Source organism: Clavibacter rahimiani (assembly GCF_052654495.1).
Window position 1 is genome coordinate 79,926 of the sequence record NZ_CP199790.1, and the last position, 17,144, is coordinate 97,069.

Annotated in this window: 17 protein-coding genes; 11 read left to right on the forward strand and 6 right to left on the reverse strand. The window is 75.4% G+C overall.

Going from position 1 to position 17,144, the window contains the following annotated elements; translation table 11 throughout:
* The first annotated feature begins 24 nt into the window (after nucleotides 1-24).
* The 4 genes from ACT7CP_RS00395 to ACT7CP_RS00410 all read left to right on the forward strand — a co-directional run bounded on the left by ACT7CP_RS00395 (nucleotide 25) and on the right by ACT7CP_RS00410 (nucleotide 4,938).
* Entirely contained in the window at nucleotides 25-774 is a 750-nt protein-coding gene (locus tag ACT7CP_RS00395) for an SGNH/GDSL hydrolase family protein (RefSeq protein WP_445442907.1), read from the forward strand.
* 75 nt (nucleotides 775-849) lie between these two features.
* Nucleotides 850-1,785, forward strand: coding sequence for an ABC transporter ATP-binding protein (locus ACT7CP_RS00400; protein ID WP_445442908.1), 936 nt, complete (start codon nucleotides 850-852; stop codon nucleotides 1,783-1,785).
* Nucleotides 1,782-2,774 carry an iron-siderophore ABC transporter substrate-binding protein gene (locus tag ACT7CP_RS00405; RefSeq protein ID WP_445442909.1) on the forward strand — a complete coding sequence of 331 codons (993 nt, stop codon included), beginning with the start codon at nucleotides 1,782-1,784 and terminating at the stop codon, nucleotides 2,772-2,774. The genes ACT7CP_RS00400 and ACT7CP_RS00405 overlap by 4 nt, the downstream gene beginning before the upstream one ends.
* A gap of 13 nt (nucleotides 2,775-2,787) precedes the next feature.
* A complete protein-coding gene (locus ACT7CP_RS00410) occupies nucleotides 2,788-4,938 on the forward strand; it encodes an iron ABC transporter permease (protein WP_445442910.1) in 2,151 nt (716 codons plus the stop codon).
* Nucleotides 4,939-4,965: 27 nt separating this feature from the next.
* On the opposite strand, the gene ACT7CP_RS00415 is transcribed toward ACT7CP_RS00410, so the two are convergent.
* Complete coding sequence (locus tag ACT7CP_RS00415; protein WP_445442911.1) at nucleotides 4,966-5,955, reverse strand: helix-turn-helix transcriptional regulator; 990 nt, start codon at nucleotides 5,953-5,955, stop codon at nucleotides 4,966-4,968.
* A 106-nt stretch (nucleotides 5,956-6,061) separates the two neighbouring features.
* Here ACT7CP_RS00415 and ACT7CP_RS00420 point away from each other — a divergent pair, with 106 nt between their 5' ends.
* Nucleotides 6,062-6,529 (forward strand): VOC family protein, encoded by a 468-nt coding sequence (locus ACT7CP_RS00420; RefSeq protein WP_445442912.1) that lies wholly within the window; start codon nucleotides 6,062-6,064, stop codon nucleotides 6,527-6,529.
* A 16-nt stretch (nucleotides 6,530-6,545) separates the two neighbouring features.
* Here the strand turns inward: ACT7CP_RS00420 and ACT7CP_RS00425 are convergent, their stop codons facing one another.
* Nucleotides 6,546-7,559, reverse strand: coding sequence for a LacI family DNA-binding transcriptional regulator (locus tag ACT7CP_RS00425; protein ID WP_445442913.1), 1,014 nt, complete (start codon nucleotides 7,557-7,559; stop codon nucleotides 6,546-6,548).
* 50 nt (nucleotides 7,560-7,609) lie between these two features.
* Between ACT7CP_RS00425 and ACT7CP_RS00430 the strand changes: the two genes are divergently transcribed.
* Both ACT7CP_RS00430 and ACT7CP_RS00435 read left to right on the forward strand, forming a co-directional pair.
* Nucleotides 7,610-9,472: a glycoside hydrolase family 2 protein gene (locus ACT7CP_RS00430; RefSeq protein ID WP_445442914.1), complete on the forward strand. Its 1,863-nt coding sequence runs from the start codon at nucleotides 7,610-7,612 to the stop codon at nucleotides 9,470-9,472.
* Nucleotides 9,473-9,501: 29 nt separating this feature from the next.
* Nucleotides 9,502-10,596: a cupin domain-containing protein gene (locus ACT7CP_RS00435; RefSeq protein WP_445442915.1), complete on the forward strand. Its 1,095-nt coding sequence runs from the start codon at nucleotides 9,502-9,504 to the stop codon at nucleotides 10,594-10,596.
* 24 nt (nucleotides 10,597-10,620) lie between these two features.
* Here ACT7CP_RS00435 and ACT7CP_RS00440 read toward each other — a convergent pair whose 3' ends face one another.
* From ACT7CP_RS00440 to ACT7CP_RS00450, 3 genes are all read right to left on the reverse strand, one after another.
* The gene (locus ACT7CP_RS00440) at nucleotides 10,621-11,703 is read right to left on the reverse strand and encodes a phosphotransferase family protein (protein WP_445442916.1); all 1,083 of its coding nucleotides are present in this window, start codon (nucleotides 11,701-11,703) and stop codon (nucleotides 10,621-10,623) included.
* A 30-nt stretch (nucleotides 11,704-11,733) separates the two neighbouring features.
* Nucleotides 11,734-12,075, reverse strand: coding sequence for a YciI family protein (locus tag ACT7CP_RS00445; protein ID WP_445442917.1), 342 nt, complete (start codon nucleotides 12,073-12,075; stop codon nucleotides 11,734-11,736).
* A gap of 79 nt (nucleotides 12,076-12,154) precedes the next feature.
* A complete protein-coding gene (locus ACT7CP_RS00450) occupies nucleotides 12,155-12,682 on the reverse strand; it encodes a GNAT family N-acetyltransferase (RefSeq protein WP_445442918.1) in 528 nt (175 codons plus the stop codon).
* Between the two features lie 69 nt (nucleotides 12,683-12,751).
* Here ACT7CP_RS00450 and ACT7CP_RS00455 point away from each other — a divergent pair, with 69 nt between their 5' ends.
* From ACT7CP_RS00455 to ACT7CP_RS00465, 3 genes are all read left to right on the forward strand, one after another.
* Complete coding sequence (locus ACT7CP_RS00455; protein WP_445442919.1) at nucleotides 12,752-13,645, forward strand: LysR family transcriptional regulator; 894 nt, start codon at nucleotides 12,752-12,754, stop codon at nucleotides 13,643-13,645.
* Between the two features lie 280 nt (nucleotides 13,646-13,925).
* Complete coding sequence (locus ACT7CP_RS00460) at nucleotides 13,926-14,234, forward strand: hypothetical protein (RefSeq protein WP_445442920.1); 309 nt, start codon at nucleotides 13,926-13,928, stop codon at nucleotides 14,232-14,234.
* 130 nt (nucleotides 14,235-14,364) lie between these two features.
* Nucleotides 14,365-15,744: an NAD-dependent succinate-semialdehyde dehydrogenase gene (locus ACT7CP_RS00465; RefSeq protein ID WP_445442921.1), complete on the forward strand. Its 1,380-nt coding sequence runs from the start codon at nucleotides 14,365-14,367 to the stop codon at nucleotides 15,742-15,744.
* A 20-nt stretch (nucleotides 15,745-15,764) separates the two neighbouring features.
* Here the strand turns inward: ACT7CP_RS00465 and ACT7CP_RS00470 are convergent, their stop codons facing one another.
* The gene (locus ACT7CP_RS00470) at nucleotides 15,765-16,580 is read right to left on the reverse strand and encodes a MerR family transcriptional regulator (protein ID WP_445442922.1); all 816 of its coding nucleotides are present in this window, start codon (nucleotides 16,578-16,580) and stop codon (nucleotides 15,765-15,767) included.
* A gap of 125 nt (nucleotides 16,581-16,705) precedes the next feature.
* Between ACT7CP_RS00470 and ACT7CP_RS00475 the strand changes: the two genes are divergently transcribed.
* Nucleotides 16,706-17,068, forward strand: a complete 363-nt coding sequence (locus tag ACT7CP_RS00475; RefSeq protein ID WP_445442923.1) for a nuclear transport factor 2 family protein — start codon at nucleotides 16,706-16,708, stop codon at nucleotides 17,066-17,068.
* Nucleotides 17,069-17,144: the final 76 nt, after the last annotated feature.

Consider the following 17,144-nt stretch of genomic DNA (forward strand, 5'->3'; position numbering starts at 1 on the left):
CCGCCCGCCTCCCCGAGGACCCCCATGCGCCGACTCCCCGCCCTCCCCGCCCTCCTCGCCACCGCCATCGCCCTCCCCCGCATCGCCGCCCGTGCGGGGGAGTTCCTCTACCGCCGGTCGGACGCGTCCGGCGACATCCACCCCGACGACGCCGACCGCGGGGTCGTCGAGGGCCCGGACCCGGATCGCGTCGTCGTCATCGGCGAGGACGGCATGGTCAGCCTCGGCGTCCGCACGCACCAGATCGCCCTCCCCGCCTTCCTCGCGCGGCGTCTCGCGACGACGACCGGACGCGGCGTCGCCTGGTCGACCGCGCGCCTGCCGGGCTCGCGCCTCCGGGAGGCGCCCGCGGTGATCGCGGGCGCGGAGTGCGACCTCACCCGCGCGGACGCGGTCGTGCTGCTCGTCGGGATCACCGACGTGCTCCGCGTCACGTCCACCCGGGCGTGGAGCCGGCAGATGGGGAGCGCCGTCGAGGCGCTGCGCACGCACCTGCCGCGCGACGCCTGGATCCTCGTCGCGGACATCCCGCCCCTCGACAACGCGGCCAGCCTCTCGCGGCCCGCACGCCTCGCCGCGGGCCTCCACGCGCAGGCGCTCAACCGGCACACGCGGGAGGCGATCCGCGGGCTCCCGAACGCCCGGGCGATCCCGTTCCCCGAGGAGCTCACGCGCTCGCTGTGGCGGCCGGAGTCGGAGGAGAGCCGGTACCAGCAGACCTACCGGGTGTGGGGCGCGCACATCGCCGACGCACTCGCGGACCTGCGCGGCTGAGTCGAGGCCGCCCGGGAGACGGGCACCGACCGCCGGGTTGTCCGCGGACATGAGGTTAGGCTAACCTCACCTATCGTGACCTCCCCCGCCCCGACCGCGCCGATCGCGCGCGCCGTCGACACGGATCCGACGCCCGCGGCGCCCGCCCCGGCGACCTCCGCGCCCACCCCCGCGGGTCCCGCCGCGACCGCCCTCGCGGCGCGCGACATCACGGTCGCGTACGGCGACACCGAGGTCGTCCACGGCGCCGGCCTCGAGCTCCGGCCGGGCTGCGTCACGGTGCTCGTCGGCCCGAACGGCAGCGGGAAGTCGACGCTGCTGCGCACGATGGCCCGGCTGCAGGCCGCGCGCTCCGGATCGCTCACCCTCCGAGAGGAAGGTGAGGGCGACGCCACCGACGCCCTCGACCTCTCCCTCCGCCGCTTCGCCCGTCGCGTCGCGCTCCTCACGCAGGGCCGCCCGACGCCCGGCGGCCTCAGCGTCCGCGACGTCGTCGAGTTCGGGCGCTACCCGCACCGCGGCCGCTTCGGCGGGGCGGATCCCGACGGCCGCGCCGCCGTCGACCGCGCCCTCGACCTGACGGGCCTCGTCGCCCTCGCCGACCGCGGCGTCGACCAGCTCTCCGGCGGCCAGCTCCAGCGCGTCTGGCTCGCGAGCTGCCTCGCCCAGGAGACCGGCGTGCTCCTGCTCGACGAGCCCACCACCTACCTCGACCTGCGCTACCAGGTCGAGCTCCTCGACCTCGTGCGCGACCTCGCCGACGACGGACGCATCGCCGTCGGCGTGGTGCTGCACGACCTCGATCAGGCCGCGGCGCTCGCGGACACCGTCGCGCTGCTGCACGACGGCCGGATCGTCAAGACCGGCACCCCATCCGAGGTGCTCACCCCCGACCTCCTCACGGAGGTCTACGGCATCCCCGTCGAGGTCCACGCGGACCCGACGACGGGCAGCCTGCGCACCCGCGCGGTCGCCCGCCACCACCACAGGAACGAGAGGCTCCACCCGTGATCACGAGACGACGAACCCTGGCGATGACCGCCCTCGCCGCCGCGGCAGCGCTCACGCTGACCGCGTGCGGCACCACCGAGGAGGCGTCGACGGGCGCCGGGTCCACGCCGAGCGGCGAGGGGATCACCCTCACCGACGGCACCGGCGCGGAGGTCACGCTCGACGGGCCCGCGACGAAGGTCGTCGGCACGGAGTGGAACGTCGTGGAGAACCTCGTGTCGCTGGGCGTGGAGCCCGTAGGCGTCGCCGACGTCGCGGGCTACAGCGCGTGGTCGGCGGCCGTGCCGCTCACGAACGAGCCGGCGGACATCGGCACGCGCGGCGAGCCGAGCGTGGAGACCATCGCGTCGCTCGCGCCCGACCTCATCGTCGCCACCACCGACCTGCCCGCGCACGCCATCGAGCAGCTGAAGGCGATCGCGCCCGTGCTGCAGATCGAGTCGGCGGACGCGTCGAAGCAGGTCCAGCAGAGCGAGGACAACCTCGAGCTCATCGCGAAGGCGACGGGCACCGAGGACCGCGCCACCGAGGTCATCGCGGCGTACGACCAGGCGATCACCGACGGCAAGGCGGCCATCGAGGCGGCCGGCGCCTCGGGATCCCGCTTCCTCTTCGCGGACGGCTACGTCAGCGCCGGACAGGTCTCCATCCGTCCGTTCGCCGCCGGCTCGCTGTTCGGCGACGTGGGGGTCGAGCTCGGTCTCGAGAACGCGTGGACGGGCGAGGGCGACCCCGCCTACGGCCTCGCCACGACCGACGTCGAGGGCCTCACGACCCTGGGCGACGGCGTGCGCTTCCTCTACAACACCAACGACGTGCTCGGCCCGGACCTCTTCGCCGAGACCCTGAAGGACGACGCCGTGTGGAAGTCGCTCCCGTTCGTGCAGGCCGGTGACGTGCACCGCATGCCCGCGGGCATCTGGGCGTTCGGCGGCCCGGCCTCGGCCACGGCGTACGCGGACGCCGTCGTCGACATCGTCACGAGCTGATCGCGCCGATCCCGTGACCGCGCCCGTCCGCACCGCCCCCGCGCCCACGGCGGCACCCGCCGCCGTCGACGCGGGGACCCCGGCCCCCGTCCCGTCGCTCGCCGCCGTCGCGCGCGCCGACGGGGCCGGCCGGATCCCGGTGCGGGCGGTCGCGGTCGTCGGCCTCCTGGCGCTCGTCGTCCTGGTGCTCGCGGCGATCGACGTCACGCAGGGCACCGCCGCGGTCGGCCCGCGCGAGGTGTGGGACGCGCTCACCGGCCGCGCCACCCCGGGGGACGCGTCCGTCGTGGTGGCGTCGCGCCTGCCGCGCATGGCCGCCGGGATCCTCGTCGGCCTCGCGCTCGGTGCCGCGGGCGCCGCCCTCCAGACCGTGAGCCGCAACGTGCTCGCGTCGCCCGACACGCTCGCCGTGAACGCGGGCGCCTACGCGGCCCTCGCGGTCGCCGCCGTCACCGGCCTGACCCTGCCGGTCCTCGCGGGCGCGGGCGTCGCGTTCGTCGGCGGGCTCGTCGCGGCCGCCATCGTCCTCGCGGTCTCGGGCCTCGGATCCGGCACCGTGCGCCTCGTGCTCGCGGGCAGCGCGCTCGCGCTCGGCCTCGGATCCGTCACGAGCGCGCTCCTCCTCCTCTTCCCGCAGCGCACCGGCGGCCTCTACCGCTGGGGCCAGGGCGGCATCGGGCAGAACGGCGTCGACGCGGTGGCGCAGATGGCGCCCGTCGTGGTCGCGGCGCTCGTGGTGCTGGTGCTCCTCAGCCGCCGGCTCGACGCGCTCGGGCTCGGCGACGACGCCGCCCGCAGCCTCGGCGTCGACGTGCGGGCGACCCGCGTGATCGCCGTGCTCGCCTCGGTCCTGCTCGCCTCCGCGGCCGTCACGGTCGCCGGTCCCATCGGCTTCGTCGGCCTGTACGCGCCCGCGTTCGTGCGGCCGCTCCGCCGCCTCGTCCCGGGCGTCCGCCGCTCGTGGGTCTTCATCCCGACGGCCGGCCTGATGGGCGCTGCTGTCGTGCTGCTGGCCGACGTCCTGCTCCGGGCCGCCATCGGCGCCGAGGCGTCGGTGTCCGTGCCGACGGGCCTCGTCACGTCCGCGATCGGCGCGGTCGTCCTCGTGGTGCTCGCCGTGCGCACCCGCGACAGCGCCGCGCCCGCGCCCACGGAGCGGCACGGCGTGATCACCCGCCGCCGCGCCGCGCTCGTCACCGGCGGGCTCGTCGCGGTGCTCGTCGGCCTCCTGATCGCAGCCGTCCTCCTCGGTGACGCGAAGCTGCTCCTCGGCGACGTCATGAACGGGATCCGCGGCACCGCCGGCCCCGTCGTCAGCTACGTGCTCGACACCCGCGTGCCCCGCGTGCTCGCCGCCGTGCTCGCGGGCGCGGCGCTCGCGCTGGCCGGCGTGCTCGTCCAGGCCGTGACCCGCAATCCGCTCGCGGACCCGGCGATCCTCGGCGTCTCCGGCGGCGCGGGCCTCGGCGCCGTGCTGTTCGTGACCACCGCGCCGCTCGCGTCCGGCTGGGGCATCGCGGGCGCGGCCGGCCTCGGTGCGGTCGCCGCGGCCGCCGTCGTGTTCGGCCTGGCGGCGCGCGGCGGCTTCCCGCAGAACCGGCTGGTGCTCATCGGCGTCGGCGTCTCGTCGGGCACGGCCGCGGCGATCAGCCTGATCATCGTGCTCACCGACCCGTTCAACGGCGCGAAGGCGCTCACGTGGCTCTCCGGATCCACCTACGGCCGCGGCTACGACGACGCCCTGCCCGTGCTGGTCGCCCTGGCGCTCGCCGTCGCGGTCGCGGCGCCGCGGCACCGGATGCTCGACCTGGTCGCCCTCGACGACGACACCCCGCGCCTCCTCGGCGTCGGCCTCGGCCGCGCGCGCCTCCTCGCCCTCGCGACCGCCGTGGTGCTCACGGCGACGGCCGTCGCGGCGGTCGGGGTCGTCGGCTTCGTCGGCCTGGTCGCGCCGCACGCGGCCCGCGCGCTCGTCGGCTCCCGGCACGCGCGCGTGCTGCCGGTCGCGATCCTCCTGGGCGCCGCCCTCGTGACGCTCGCCGACCTGCTCGGCCGCGCCGTGATCGCCCCGGGTCAGCTCGGCGCCGGCCTCGTGACCGCGCTCGTCGGCACGCCCTACTTCGTGTGGCTGCTCTGGCGCGGGCGGGCGGCCCGGGGGCGGTAGGCCGGATCCGCCCGCACGGCCCGTCGCTCATCCGCGGCCGCGGCCGCGGTCGCCGGCCTCCGGCATCCCGTCGACCGGCCCGGCGGCGTCGCGGAAGCGCCCCGCCAGCGTGCGGGCGGCCTCGCGGAGCGGCTCCGGGCCGACGACCGCGAACGGGGCGTCGAAGCGGGTGACGGCCGCGAGGATCCCGGTCCACGACCAGGAGCCGATCGTCACGCGCGTCGTCGAGGCGCTCACCTCCTCCAGCTCGCCGTCGCCGATCCACGGGGCGACGTCGCGCGCGGGGAGCTCGAGGAGCACCTGCCCGGTGCACGGCCAGCGGTCCTCGGCCGCCGACCCCTTGGATCGCGCGGCGAGGAACGTCCGGGCGTCCGGCGCGGGGAGGGCGCGGGGCGTGAAGCGCGGCCCGGTCGGGGTGCGCGGGGCGATCCGGTCGAGGCGGAACGTGCGCCAGTCGTCCCGGTCGAGGTCCCACCCGATGAGGTACCAGCGGCTGTGACGCGCGACGATCGCGTGCGGCTCCAGCCGGCGCGGCGCCCCGTCCCGCCCGGCCTGGTCGAAGCGGAGCACGAGGTGGTCGCGCACCGCGGCGCTCGCGGCCTCCAGGACCGCCGGATCCACCCGGGACGCGGCCTCCGTGCCCGTGAAGCGGATCCCATCGATGCGGTGCCGGAGCCGCGCCGGCATCACCTGCCGCACGGTCGCCAGCGCGCGGGCGGCGGCCTCGTCGACGTCCACGCCGCCGGCCGGCGCGCTCTGCAGCGCGACCGCGATGGCCACCGCCTGCTCGTCATCGAACAGCAGCGGCGGCAGCTCGGATCCCGCGGCCAGCCGGTACCCGCCGTCGGGGCCCTTCATGGAGCTGATCCGGTACCCCAGCTCCCGCAGCCGGTCCACGTCCCGCCGGACGGTGCGCGGGCTCACGTCGAGGCGCGCGGCGAGCACCTGCCCCGGCCAGTCGCGCGGCGTCTGCAGCAGCGACAGCAGGGACAGCATGCGCGACGTGCTCCCGGTCATGGATCCATCGTGGCGCAGGAAGAGGACCGAACCTGACCTCTTCTCCCGGCATCGTGATCCTCGCGGCGGAACGCGCCGCACCATCCCGTGACCAGAAGGACCCACCATGAGCATCGTCACCACCACGCACCTCAACTTCCGCGGCACCGCGCGCCCGGCCCTCGAGTTCTACCGCTCCGTCTTCGGCGGGCGGATCACCAGCGCCACGTACTCCGACTTCGGCATGCCGAAGGAGGCGCCCGGCGCCGACGGGCTCGTCTTCGGTCAGCTCGAGAGCGAGGACGGCTTCCGCGTCATGGCGTACGACATCCCCGGCCAGGACGATCCCGACCCCGCCGCCATCGCCGGCACGACGACCCGCGAGCAGGGCGCGACCCTCACCGACCGGACCTTCTTCCTGTCCGTCCGCGGCGAGACGCTCGAGGAGGTGGCGGGCTACTGGGCGGGCCTCGCCGACGGCGCCACCGTCGTCGAGCCGCTCGCCGCGTCCGCGTGGACGCCCGGGTTCGGCATGCTCACGGACCGCTTCGGCGTGACCTGGGTCCTCGACGTGCAGGCGCCAGCGGCCGGGTGACCCGTCGCGCCGGTCGTCAGTCGACGGCCGGCGCGCTCTCCCGGAGCACCAGCCGATGCGCGACCGTCACGTGGCGCCCCGGCTCCTCGTGCCCGAGGAGCCGCTGCAGCAGCAGGTCGAGGGCGCGCTCCGCGAGCTCGCGCGTGTCCGGCGCCACCGAGGTCAGGCTGGGCATGACGCTCGCCCCGAGCTCGATGGCGTCCCAGCCCACGACCGCCACGTCGTCCGGCACCCGGATCCCGCGCCGGTGCAGCGCGCGGAGGGCCCCGATGGCCGCGAGGTCCTCGCGGCACAGCAGCGCGTCGACGTCGAGGCCCCGGTCGAGCGCCTCCGTCAGGGCCTGCTCCGCGCCCAGGGCGTCGCCCGCCTCGCGCGCGACGAGCCGCGACGCGTCGAACGTCAGGCCGGCGTCGTCGAGTCCCCGGCGGTACCCCTCGAGTCGGAGGGCCGAGGTGCGGGACACGTCGCCGGGCTCGTGGCCGAGGAACCCGATGCGGCGCCGCCCGGACGCGACGAGGTGGGCGACGGCGGACCGCGCCGCCGCCACGTTGTCCACGGCGACCTGGTCGGATCCGGCCGGCTGCGGATCCTCGCCCAGGAACACGACCGCCGCGTCGCCGCGCACCGCGTCGAGCTCGGACGCCGTCAGCGACTGCGGGTGGATCACCAGGCCGTCGACGAAGCCGGCCTCCCGGTCGTCGAGCACCGCGCGCTCGCCCTCCGCGGTGCCGCCCGTCTCGATCAGCACCATCCCGTAACCGCGCGCCTGGGCGACGCGGGCGAAGACGTGCGCGAGCTCCGCGAAGTAGGGGCGCCGGAGGTCCGGGAACGCGAGGCCGATCATGCGGGACCGGCCCGTCGCGAGGCTCCGACCCGAGCGGTTCGGGCGGTAGCCGAGCTCGTCGATGGCGGACCGCACGCGCTCCCGCATGCCCGGGCTGATGTGCTGGTAGTCGTTGACGACGTTGGAGACCGTCTTCATCGACACGCCCGCGTGGTCCGCGACGTCCTGCAGCGTGACCCGTCCCATTCTCGAATGCTATCGACGCGACGCTGTTACAGCGCTGTAAAGTGGTCGTCATGTCCTCCGCCGCACCCCTTCCCACGACGCTTCCCCACCTCCCCGCCGCCACCCGCCAGGACGGCTCGTACCCGCGCCCGCAGGTCGTGCGCGCGGACTGGGCGAACCTCGACGGCACGTGGTCGTTCCGCCACGACGACGCAGACGTCGGCATCGCGGAAGGCTGGGCGGCCGGCTTCGGCGACGCGCAGTCGATCCTCGTCCCCTTCCCGCCGGAGTCCGAGGCCTCCGGCATCGCCGAGCCCGGCTTCCACCGCGTGGTCTGGTACTCCCGGACGATCACGGCGGCGGATCTCGCGGAGGCCGGCCGGTCGGACCGCTCACCCCGCGTGCTCCTGCACCTCGGCGCCGTCGACTACCGCGCCCGCGTGTGGATCGACGGCGCCTTCGTCGGCGAGCACGAGGGCGGCCACACGCCCTTCACCTTCGACGTGACCGCGCACGTCGCGGGCGACGCGGATCACACGGTCGTCGTGCGCGCCGAGGACGACCCGCACGACGCCACCCAGCCGCGCGGGAAGCAGGACTGGCACGAGGCGCCGCACGCCATCTGGTACCACCGCACCACGGGGATCTGGCAGACCGTGTGGCTGGAGGCGGTCCCCGAGGTCGCGATCCGCGCGCTCCGCTGGGTGCCGGTCGACCACGCGCACGTGTCGCTCGGGATCGCGCTCCGCGGGCGCGCTGCGGCGGGATCGCGCGTCCGCGTCGCCCTGCGCTGGGAGGAGGGCGGCGAGGACCTGGGCACGGTCGAGGTCGCCGTGCCCACCGAGACCGACGTGGTCGACCTCGTCGTCCCCGTCGTCCGCCAGACGCACGGCCAGGCCGAGGACGAGTTGCTGTGGAGCCCCGAGAAGCCGCGCCTCGTCGACGCCACCGTGACGCTCGTGGCGCCCGACGGCGTACCCGTGGACGCCGTCGCCTCCTACCTCGGGCTCCGCACGGTCGCCACCGACCGCGGGTCCTTCCTCCTCAACGACCGGCCCTACGACGTGCGCTCCGTGCTCGACCAGGGGTACTGGCCGCAGTCGCACCTCGCCGCGCCCTCGTACGACGCGCACCGGCAGGAGGTGGAGCTCATCAAGGAGCTCGGCTTCACCGCGGCCCGCATGCACCAGAAGATCGAGGATCCGCGGTTCCTCTACTGGGCCGACCGCCTCGGCCTCCTCGTGTGGGGCGAGGCGCCCAACGCGTACGCCTTCTCGCCCACCGCCGTGCAGCGACTCATGCGCGAGTGGATGGACGCTGTCGCGCGCGACGTCTCCCACCCGTCGATCGTCACCTGGGTCCCGGTCAACGAGAGCTGGGGCGTGCAGCAGGTGCCGTCGGATCCGCGGCAGCAGGCGTACACGCGCGCCCTCGCCGACGTCACGCGCGCGCTCGACGGGTCCCGGCCCGTCATCTCCAACGACGGGTGGGAGCACACCTCCAGCGACATCGTCTCGATCCACGACTACGAGGGCGTCGGATCCGTCCTCGCCGGCACCTACGCCGACGACGCCGCCCGCGAGCGCCTGCTCTCCACCATGGGTCCGGGCGGCCGGCGGATCCTCGTCGACGGCGTCGCGTACGCGGGCCAGCCGCTCATGCTCACCGAGTTCGGCGGCGTGGACTACCAGCCCGACGGCCCCCGCGAGGACAGCTGGGGCTACACGGCCGCGGTGGACGGCGACGACTGGATCGCGCGGATCACGGGGCTCTACGACGCCATCCGCATGAGCCGGATCCTCGCGGGGTCCTGCTACACGCAGCTCACCGACACGATGCAGGAGACCAACGGACTCTTGACCGCCGATCGCGTGCCGAAGGTGGAGATCGCGCGCATCCGCCGCGCCGTCACCGGGCGCGACGCGGAGGCGTAGCGGCGGTCGCCACCGCGTACGGTCGGGGCATGACCCGACGCATGGCCGATCCCTCCTTCCGCGCCGCCCAGGAGGCGCAGGCCGCGACGGCGCCGCACATGGCGCCGATCGACGCCTTCGTGGCGGAGATCGCGGACCGCGACGGGCGCGGCTGGCTGCCGCGCATCGCCCCGCATCACGGTGGCGCGGACGCCCGCGTGCTGAGCGTCCTCCGCGACCCGGGGCCGGCGACGCAGGTCGGCGTCGGATCCGGGTTCCTCAGCGTCGAGAACGACGACCCGACCGCCGAGCGGCAGGCGGCGCTGTTCGCCGAGCATGGGATCCGTGACCGCGACGTGCTGCCGTGGAACGCCTACCCCTGGTACATCAACCGGGCGCCGGACGCGCAGCAGGGCCGAGCCGGCGCGCAGGTGCTGGTGGAGCTCGTGGCGCTCCTGCCCGATCTCGAGGTCGTGCTGCTGCAGGGCCGCGACGCGGAGCGCATCTGGGACCGCGCGATCGCGCTCGACCCGGGGCTCGCGAAGGAGGGAGTCGAGGTGGTGCGGACCATCCACCCCGGTCGGCAGGCGCTCTTCCACCGCGACCCGCAGGAGCGCGCGCGGCGGAAGGCGCACCAGGTCGAGTCCTTCGCGCGCGTCGGAGCGATCCTCGCGGGACGCTCCGCGGCACCCACCGCTGAGGTGCGCGTCGCGGACCCGGTGGGCGCCCGCGAGGCCCCGGGAGTACCGCAGGATGGACCCATGACGCCGCTCCCCGTGACCGACCTCGCCGCCGAGCTCCGCGAGGTGACCGCGCACTGGACGCCGCGGGTCGTCGGGCGGGTGAACGACCAGTACGTGAAGGTCGCGAAGCTGCGGGGCGAGCTGACGTGGCACGCGCACGAGGCCGAGGACGAGATGTTCCTCGTGGTCTCGGGCCGGCTCCGCATCCAGCTCCCCGACGACCAGGAGGTCGTGCTCGGACCCGGGCAGTTCCACGTCGTGCCCCGCGGCGTGCAGCACAACCCGGTCGCCGACGAGGAGGTCGAGATCGTCCTCATCGAGACCGTCACCACCGCGCACACCGGCGACGTGATCGTGCCGGGCACCGTCCCCGTCGAGCGGCAGGTGGGCGGCTTCCGCTGATCCGGGGTGCGGTCGCCGGCGCCCTCAGCCGAGCACGCGGTCGGCCGCCGCGCGCAGCACGTCGAGCAGGGTGGTCAGGTCCGCGAGCGCGGCGTCGGCGGGCTCGTCGGGCAGGCTGCCGCGGCGCATCGCGGATCCCGCGTCGAGGGCCGCGATGAGGTCGGCCGCGAGCTTCCAGCGGAGCGCGACGGAGGCGTCGAGCCCGCGGCGGACGACGTCGGCCGGCACCGCGGATCCCACCCGGCGCAGGCCGTCGGCGTAGCGCTCCACGGCGTCGTCGTAGGCAGCCGTCACGACCGCCGCCGACGCATCGCCCCGACGGACGGAGGAGAACAGCAGCGACGCGAGGTCCGCGCCCACCGGCCCCGGGCCCACCGACTCCCAGTCGATGAGCACGATCCCGTCGTCGGCCGCGAACACGTTGGCGCCCGTCGCGTCGTGGTGGCAGAGCGTGGGCGGCAGACCCTCGAGCACCGAGCGCACGCGGTCCTGCGACGCCAGCAGGCGGGCGGCGGCGGGGATCCGGTCGCCGAGCAGCGCCGTCGCGCGCGGCCCGGGTGCTTCGAGGATCCGTGCGCCCGCCTCGGCCGCCTCGGGCTGCGCGTGCCGGTCGATCCAGCCGGTGAACAGCCACGGATCCGCGGGCGGCCGCTCGAGCCAGCGCCCGCCGAGGGCGCCCAGCGCCTCCGCGGCGTCGAGCAGCACCGCCCGGTCGAGCGGTCGCGACCCCCGGTGCCGCACCTCCTCGATCCACAGGGTGATGCCGCCGTCGGCGTCCTGCATCGTGCCGTGCGCGCGCGGTGCCCGGATCCCCGCCGGCAGCGCGTCGAGCAGTCCCGACCGGTAGGCGGCCAGCTCGCGGGCGCCGTTCGCGACGAGGTACGGCACGGCCAGCGCCGGACCCTCGGTGCGCTTCTCGACGAGCGACCATGGGCGGCGCGTCCCGTCGGCGGTCACGGCGACCCCGTGGATCCGCGTCACCGACCGGTGCGCGAGGAACGCGTCGTACTCGAGCGGCTCGCGGCGGACGCGCTCGAGCGCGGCGACCGGCCGCCCGACGAGGTCGGCGACGGCGGCGCGCAGCCCCGGGTCCCGCTCGTCGTCCATGCCCTGACGCTAGCGACCCGCGCGCGGCGGTCAGCTCTCCGGGTCGTGCCCGAACTCCCGCACCTCCTGCGCGCACCGGCACGCGGCCGCGATGCGCGCCGCCCACCCGTACGCCGCCGCGCGGTCCGGCAGGTCGAGGATCGAGTAGCCGCCCTCGAGCCGACTCGTCTGCGGGTAGGTGCCCGGGGTCACGGTTCCGTCGGCCGCCACGCGCACGGGCGGGACGGACTCGTCGATCCCGCCGCCGAAGACCCACACGCCCGCGGCCTTCGCCTCCCGCACCACCTGGTGCGACTCGTCGACCACCGTCTGCCACTCCCCGTCGGGCACGTCCATCTCGCCGCTCGGGAACGAGATCAGGTACTTCGTCATCTCCGGCCTCCTCGCCGTCACCCGCGCCGTCGTCGCCGCGATGGGGACATCCTGGCGCGCGATCCGGCCGACCGCGAGGTCAGGCGCCGTCGCCCGCCAGCTCCATCCGCATGAACACGCTCGCCCGCGCGTACGGCACGTGGCCGGCCTCCTCGGGCGCGACGTGCCGGAAGCCGACGGCCTCGTAGAGGTGCACGGCCGCCGGGAGGTCGACGCTGCTCGCGAGCACGAGCGTCGTCGCGCCGCAGCGGCGGGCCTCGGCGACAGCGGCCGCGAGCAGCAGGCGCCCGGTGCCGCGGCCGCGCACGGTCTCGTCGACCGCCATCTTCGCGAGCTCCCACACGCCGTCGCCCTCGGGGATGAGGGCGACGCAGCCGAGCACCCGGTCGTCCGCGCGGGCCAGCAGCACCTCGCCGCCGCGGTCGACGATCTGGCCGCGCGGATCCGACAGCACGCGCTCGTCCTCGGGCTCGATCACGAAGTGGGTCGTGATCCACGCCTCGTTGAGCGCGCGGAACGCGCGGGCATCACCCGCGTCGCGCAGGGGGCCGATCTCGAGGGACGGGGCGTCGGCGGGGGCGGTGCGGGTCTCGGGTTCCGTGCTCATGCGTCCAGCCTCCCCGCTCCGGGCGCGCGCTGTCCAATATGGAAGCGCACGCATCGATAGCCTCGCTGCATGGATCTCGATCTCGCCCTCGTGCGCGCCTTCCTCGCCGTGGCCGACGAGCTGCACTTCGGGCGCGCGGCCGAGGAGCTCGGGATCGCGCAGCCGGTGCTGTCGCAGCGGGTGCAGCGCCTCGAGCGGCGGCTCGGCGTGACCCTGCTCGCGCGCACCTCGCGGAGCGTCGCGCTCACCCCGGCGGGCGTCGCGCTCCGGGACCGCGGCCGGGCGCTCCTCCGGCAGGCGGAGTCCGGGCTCGACGAGGTCGCGCGCATCGCCCGGGGCGAGGTGGGGCGCCTCGACATCGGCATGGTGCACTCCACGGTCGCCATCGACGCGGAGCACGGCGGCCCCATCGAGGGCATCCGCCGCTTCCGCGCCCGCCACCCGGACGTCGAGGTGCGCGTGCGCGAGGGCTTCACGGTCGACCTCATGGACGCCCTCCGCCGCGGCGAGCTCGACGTCGCGGTCGTGCGCGACCCGGATCCGATGCCGGGCGTCGACCTGCTCGAGCTCGTGACCGAGCCGTTCGTCGCGGTGCTGCCGGTCGCGCACCCGCTGGCCGCCGCCGACGAGGTGGACGCCGCGCTCCTCGCCGACGAGCCCTTCGTGTTCCCGCCGCGCCGCGCGAGCGAGGACGCCTACCGCCGGAACCTCGCGCCCGTCACCGAGCGCGGGCGGCTGATCCGCGTGGTGCAGGAGGGCTCGACCTGGTCGATGATCGTGCACCTCGTCGGCGCCGGCCTCGGCGTGACGATCGCCCCGCGGAGCGCCACCGTGGGCGCACCCGCGAGCGTCCGGGTGCTGCCGCTGGCCGGATCCACCGCGACCTCGAGCGTCCACCTCGCCACCCGCGCCGACGACCGCCGCGCCGTGGTCGACGCGTTCCTCGCGGCCCGCCTCGGCTGACGCCGCCCGGTACCCGGAGCAGTGCCCTGGTGCGTCAGATCACGCGGTCGGTGTGCGGCTGTCACCTACCGGCGCCCTCGCGAGCACGCGGGTGGCGCTTCGCGGGGAGCGCCAGAAGGACCGCTTCGACTCACGGCGTCGACATCGGTCACCTGTGCACGGGACGAGCGGGAGCGCGACGGTCTGAGTTGGCTTGCGTGCGTTCACATGATGGCGCGGGCGCGCCCCTGCGCACGACCGGGAAGCGCGCGCCTGCGTGATCCTCGGGGAGGAGGCATCCATGACCGACCAGGGCGCGGGCGCGACCCGCCCCCTCCGCCTCTCCGTGGACTACGGACAGCGGTGGCCGTTGGACGACCACATCGGTGTCGGGCCACCCGTCGCGTGGGACGAGATCATCACGCCGGACCTGAAGCGCCGGTTGATCGAGTGGGCGACGTTCTTCCGGGAGCACGCCGACGAGGAGACGGGCTTGTTCGGTTCGGAGGAGCGCCGCCGCTGGTTCCAGCGCGAGGGCTTCCGTCTCCTGAGGGAGCTGCAGTCACAGGCCGGGGATCGCTTCGACTTCACCATCGACCTCTGGTTCTGACGAGGGGCCTCGAGGGCGGATCCGGCGGACGCGTCGCATCCGCTCCCGCTGGCCGGGCCGCCTCGCGCGGGTCGCTCGATATCGTGGGCCCCACGCGCGCCACCCGCGCGGCGTCCGAGGAGGAGCACCCATGAGCAGCTACGCCGTCACCGATCCGACCACCGGCGAGATCGTCGCCGAGCACCCCGAGATCACCGACGCGGAGCTGCAGGACGCGATCGCCGCGGCCGAGGGCGCGTACCGCGGCTGGTCGCGCCGCACCACGATCGCCCAGCGCGCCGCCCTCATCGCCCGCGTCGCCGAGCTGCACGTGGAGCGCCGCGACGAGCTGGCCCGGATCATCGTGCGCGAGATGGGCAAGCCGCTCGACCAGGCGCTCGGCGAGGTCGACTTCGCGGCCGACATCCACTCCTACTACGCGCGGAACGCCGAGGAGTTCCTCGCCGACGAGACCATCGCGCTCACGGACGGCACCGGATCCGCGTTCGTGCGCCGCTCGGGCCTCGGCGTGCTGCTCGGGATCATGCCGTGGAACTTCCCGTACTACCAGGTGGCCCGGTTCGCGGCGCCGGCCATCGTCACGGGCAACGCGATCCTCCTCAAGCACGCGCCGCAGTGCCCCGAGTCGGCGGAGGCGCTGCAGCGGATCTTCCGCGACGCGGCCGCGGAGCTCGACGCCGACCCGGGCGTCTACGTGAACGTGCTCGCCACGAACGCGCAGGTCGAGACGGTCATCGCCGACCCGCGTGTGCAGGGCGTCTCCGTCACGGGATCCGAGCGCGCGGGCGCCGCCGTCGCGGAGATCGCCGGCCGGCACCTGAAGAAGGTGGTGCTGGAGCTCGGCGGATCCGACCCGTTCATCCTGCTGTCCACCGACGACCTCGACGCGGTCGTGCAGGACGCGGTCGCCGCCCGCCTCGACAACAACGGCCAGTCCTGCAACGGCGCCAAGCGCTTCCTCGTGATCGACGCCCTCTACGACGACTTCGCCGCGCGCTTCACGGCCGCGCTCACGGCGGCCCAGCCCGCGGATCCGATGGCCGACGGCACCCTGCTCGGCCCGCTCTCCTCGCGCGCCGCGACCGAGCGCCTCACGGAGCAGCTGTCCCGCGCGGTGGCCCAGGGCGCGACCTTCCTCGCGAGCGGGGAGCCGGTCGGCAACATGTTCCCGCCGGCGGTGCTCGCCGACGTGACGCCCGAGATGGACGCCTACCGCGAGGAGTTCTTCGGGCCCGTCGCCGCGCTGTACCGCGTCTCCACTGAGGAGGAGGCGATCGCGCTCGCCAACGACACCCCGTTCGGCCTCGGCTCGTACGTCTACACGACCGACCCGGAGCAGGCGCTGCGGGTCGCCGACGGCATCGACGCGGGCATGGTGTGGGTCAACCTCGTGCTGGGCGACGCGGCCGAGCTGCCCTTCGGCGGCGTCAAGCGCTCGGGCTCCGGCCGCGAGCTCGGCCGCCACGCGGTCGACGAGTTCGCCAACCGGAAGCTGATCCGGATCGCCTGAGGGGAGCGGCGGCGCGGGACCTAGCCGGCTCGCCCCGTCGCGTCCTCGCGCACCGGCCACCCGATCTCGATGACGCCGTCGCCCGTCGGCGCCTCGCCGAAGTACGCCTCCCGCAGCGGGCCGGCGGCGCCGATGCCCTCCCGGGCCACGTGGGCGCCGAGCGCCGCGTACGCCTGGCCGATCGTGTCGTCGGATCCCTCGTGCGCGACGACCGCGAGGAGCGTCGCCGGCAGGGTCTCCACCCGCGCGGGGCCGCGCGCGGGCGGCGCGGCGGACGCGGCGAGCGGGAGGAACAGCGCCCCCGCGCCCCGCTCCTCGAGGAACAGCTCCGTGGACCACAGCCCGCCGAGCGGGCCCACCACGTCGTCGGGCGCGCACGCGTCCCGGAGCGCCGCCCGGGTCGCGCCGAACCAGTCGCCGAGGTCGGCGAGGTCGATCTCGTCGCGGATGACCAGGACCCGCGTCGCCGGGACCCGCCGCAGCTCGACGGGCACCGGTGCGTCGGCGAGCATCGCGTGGATCGCGTCGACGGATGCCCGCGTCTCGGCGAGGAGGCGCTCCATCCGCGCCAGGTGCTCGGCGATCGCCGCCCGGCGCTCGCCCTCGTCGGCCGCGGTGAGGACGCGGCGCACCTCGTCGACCGGCATGTCCACGGAGCGGAGGTGGTGGATCAGCCGGGCGTCGTGGATCTGCTCCGGCCCGTAGAGGCGGTAGCGGGTGCCGGCGTCGACGGCCGCGGGCTCGAGCAGCCCCACCCGGTGGTAGAAGCGCAGGGCCTTGGCGGTGAGCCGCGTGGCGCGGCTGAACTCCCCGATGGTCATGACGGACGGCGGCACGGCCCCATCCTGCCGCCTCGCACGGGCCGCGGCCGCCGGGCGCTTGACCTTCCCCTCACGGGAAGGGCGACGCTCGTCGTGAGGCGAGGCGATCCCCGCCCGACCCATCGACACGAGGAGCAGCCATGACCGACCCCGCACCGATCCCGACCCCGACCGATCTGCCGGAGGCCGTCCAGCGGTACCTCGACGGGCGCGAGGCCGGCGAGCCGAGCGCGGCGGCGGCGCCGTTCGCCGAGGACGCCGTCGTCGAGGACGACGGCCGCACCTACCGGGGTCAGGAGGAGATCGCCGCATGGCGGACCGGGGCGGCCGCGGCGTTCCGCTACACGAGCACGCGGCTCGCGACCACGGTCGAGGGCACCCGCGTCGTGCTGGTCGACCGGCTCGAGGGCGACTTCCCCGGCGGCCGGGTGGATCTGACGAGCGTGTTCGCGCTGGACGAGGCGGGCGCGATCGCCTCGCTCCGCATCGCCGTCGCCGACTAGGGCTCGGGCCGTGAGCTCGCCGGCGCCCGACCCCTGTCAAGGCCCCTGGCGGCGCCCGGCGCCGGTGCTTCGGTGG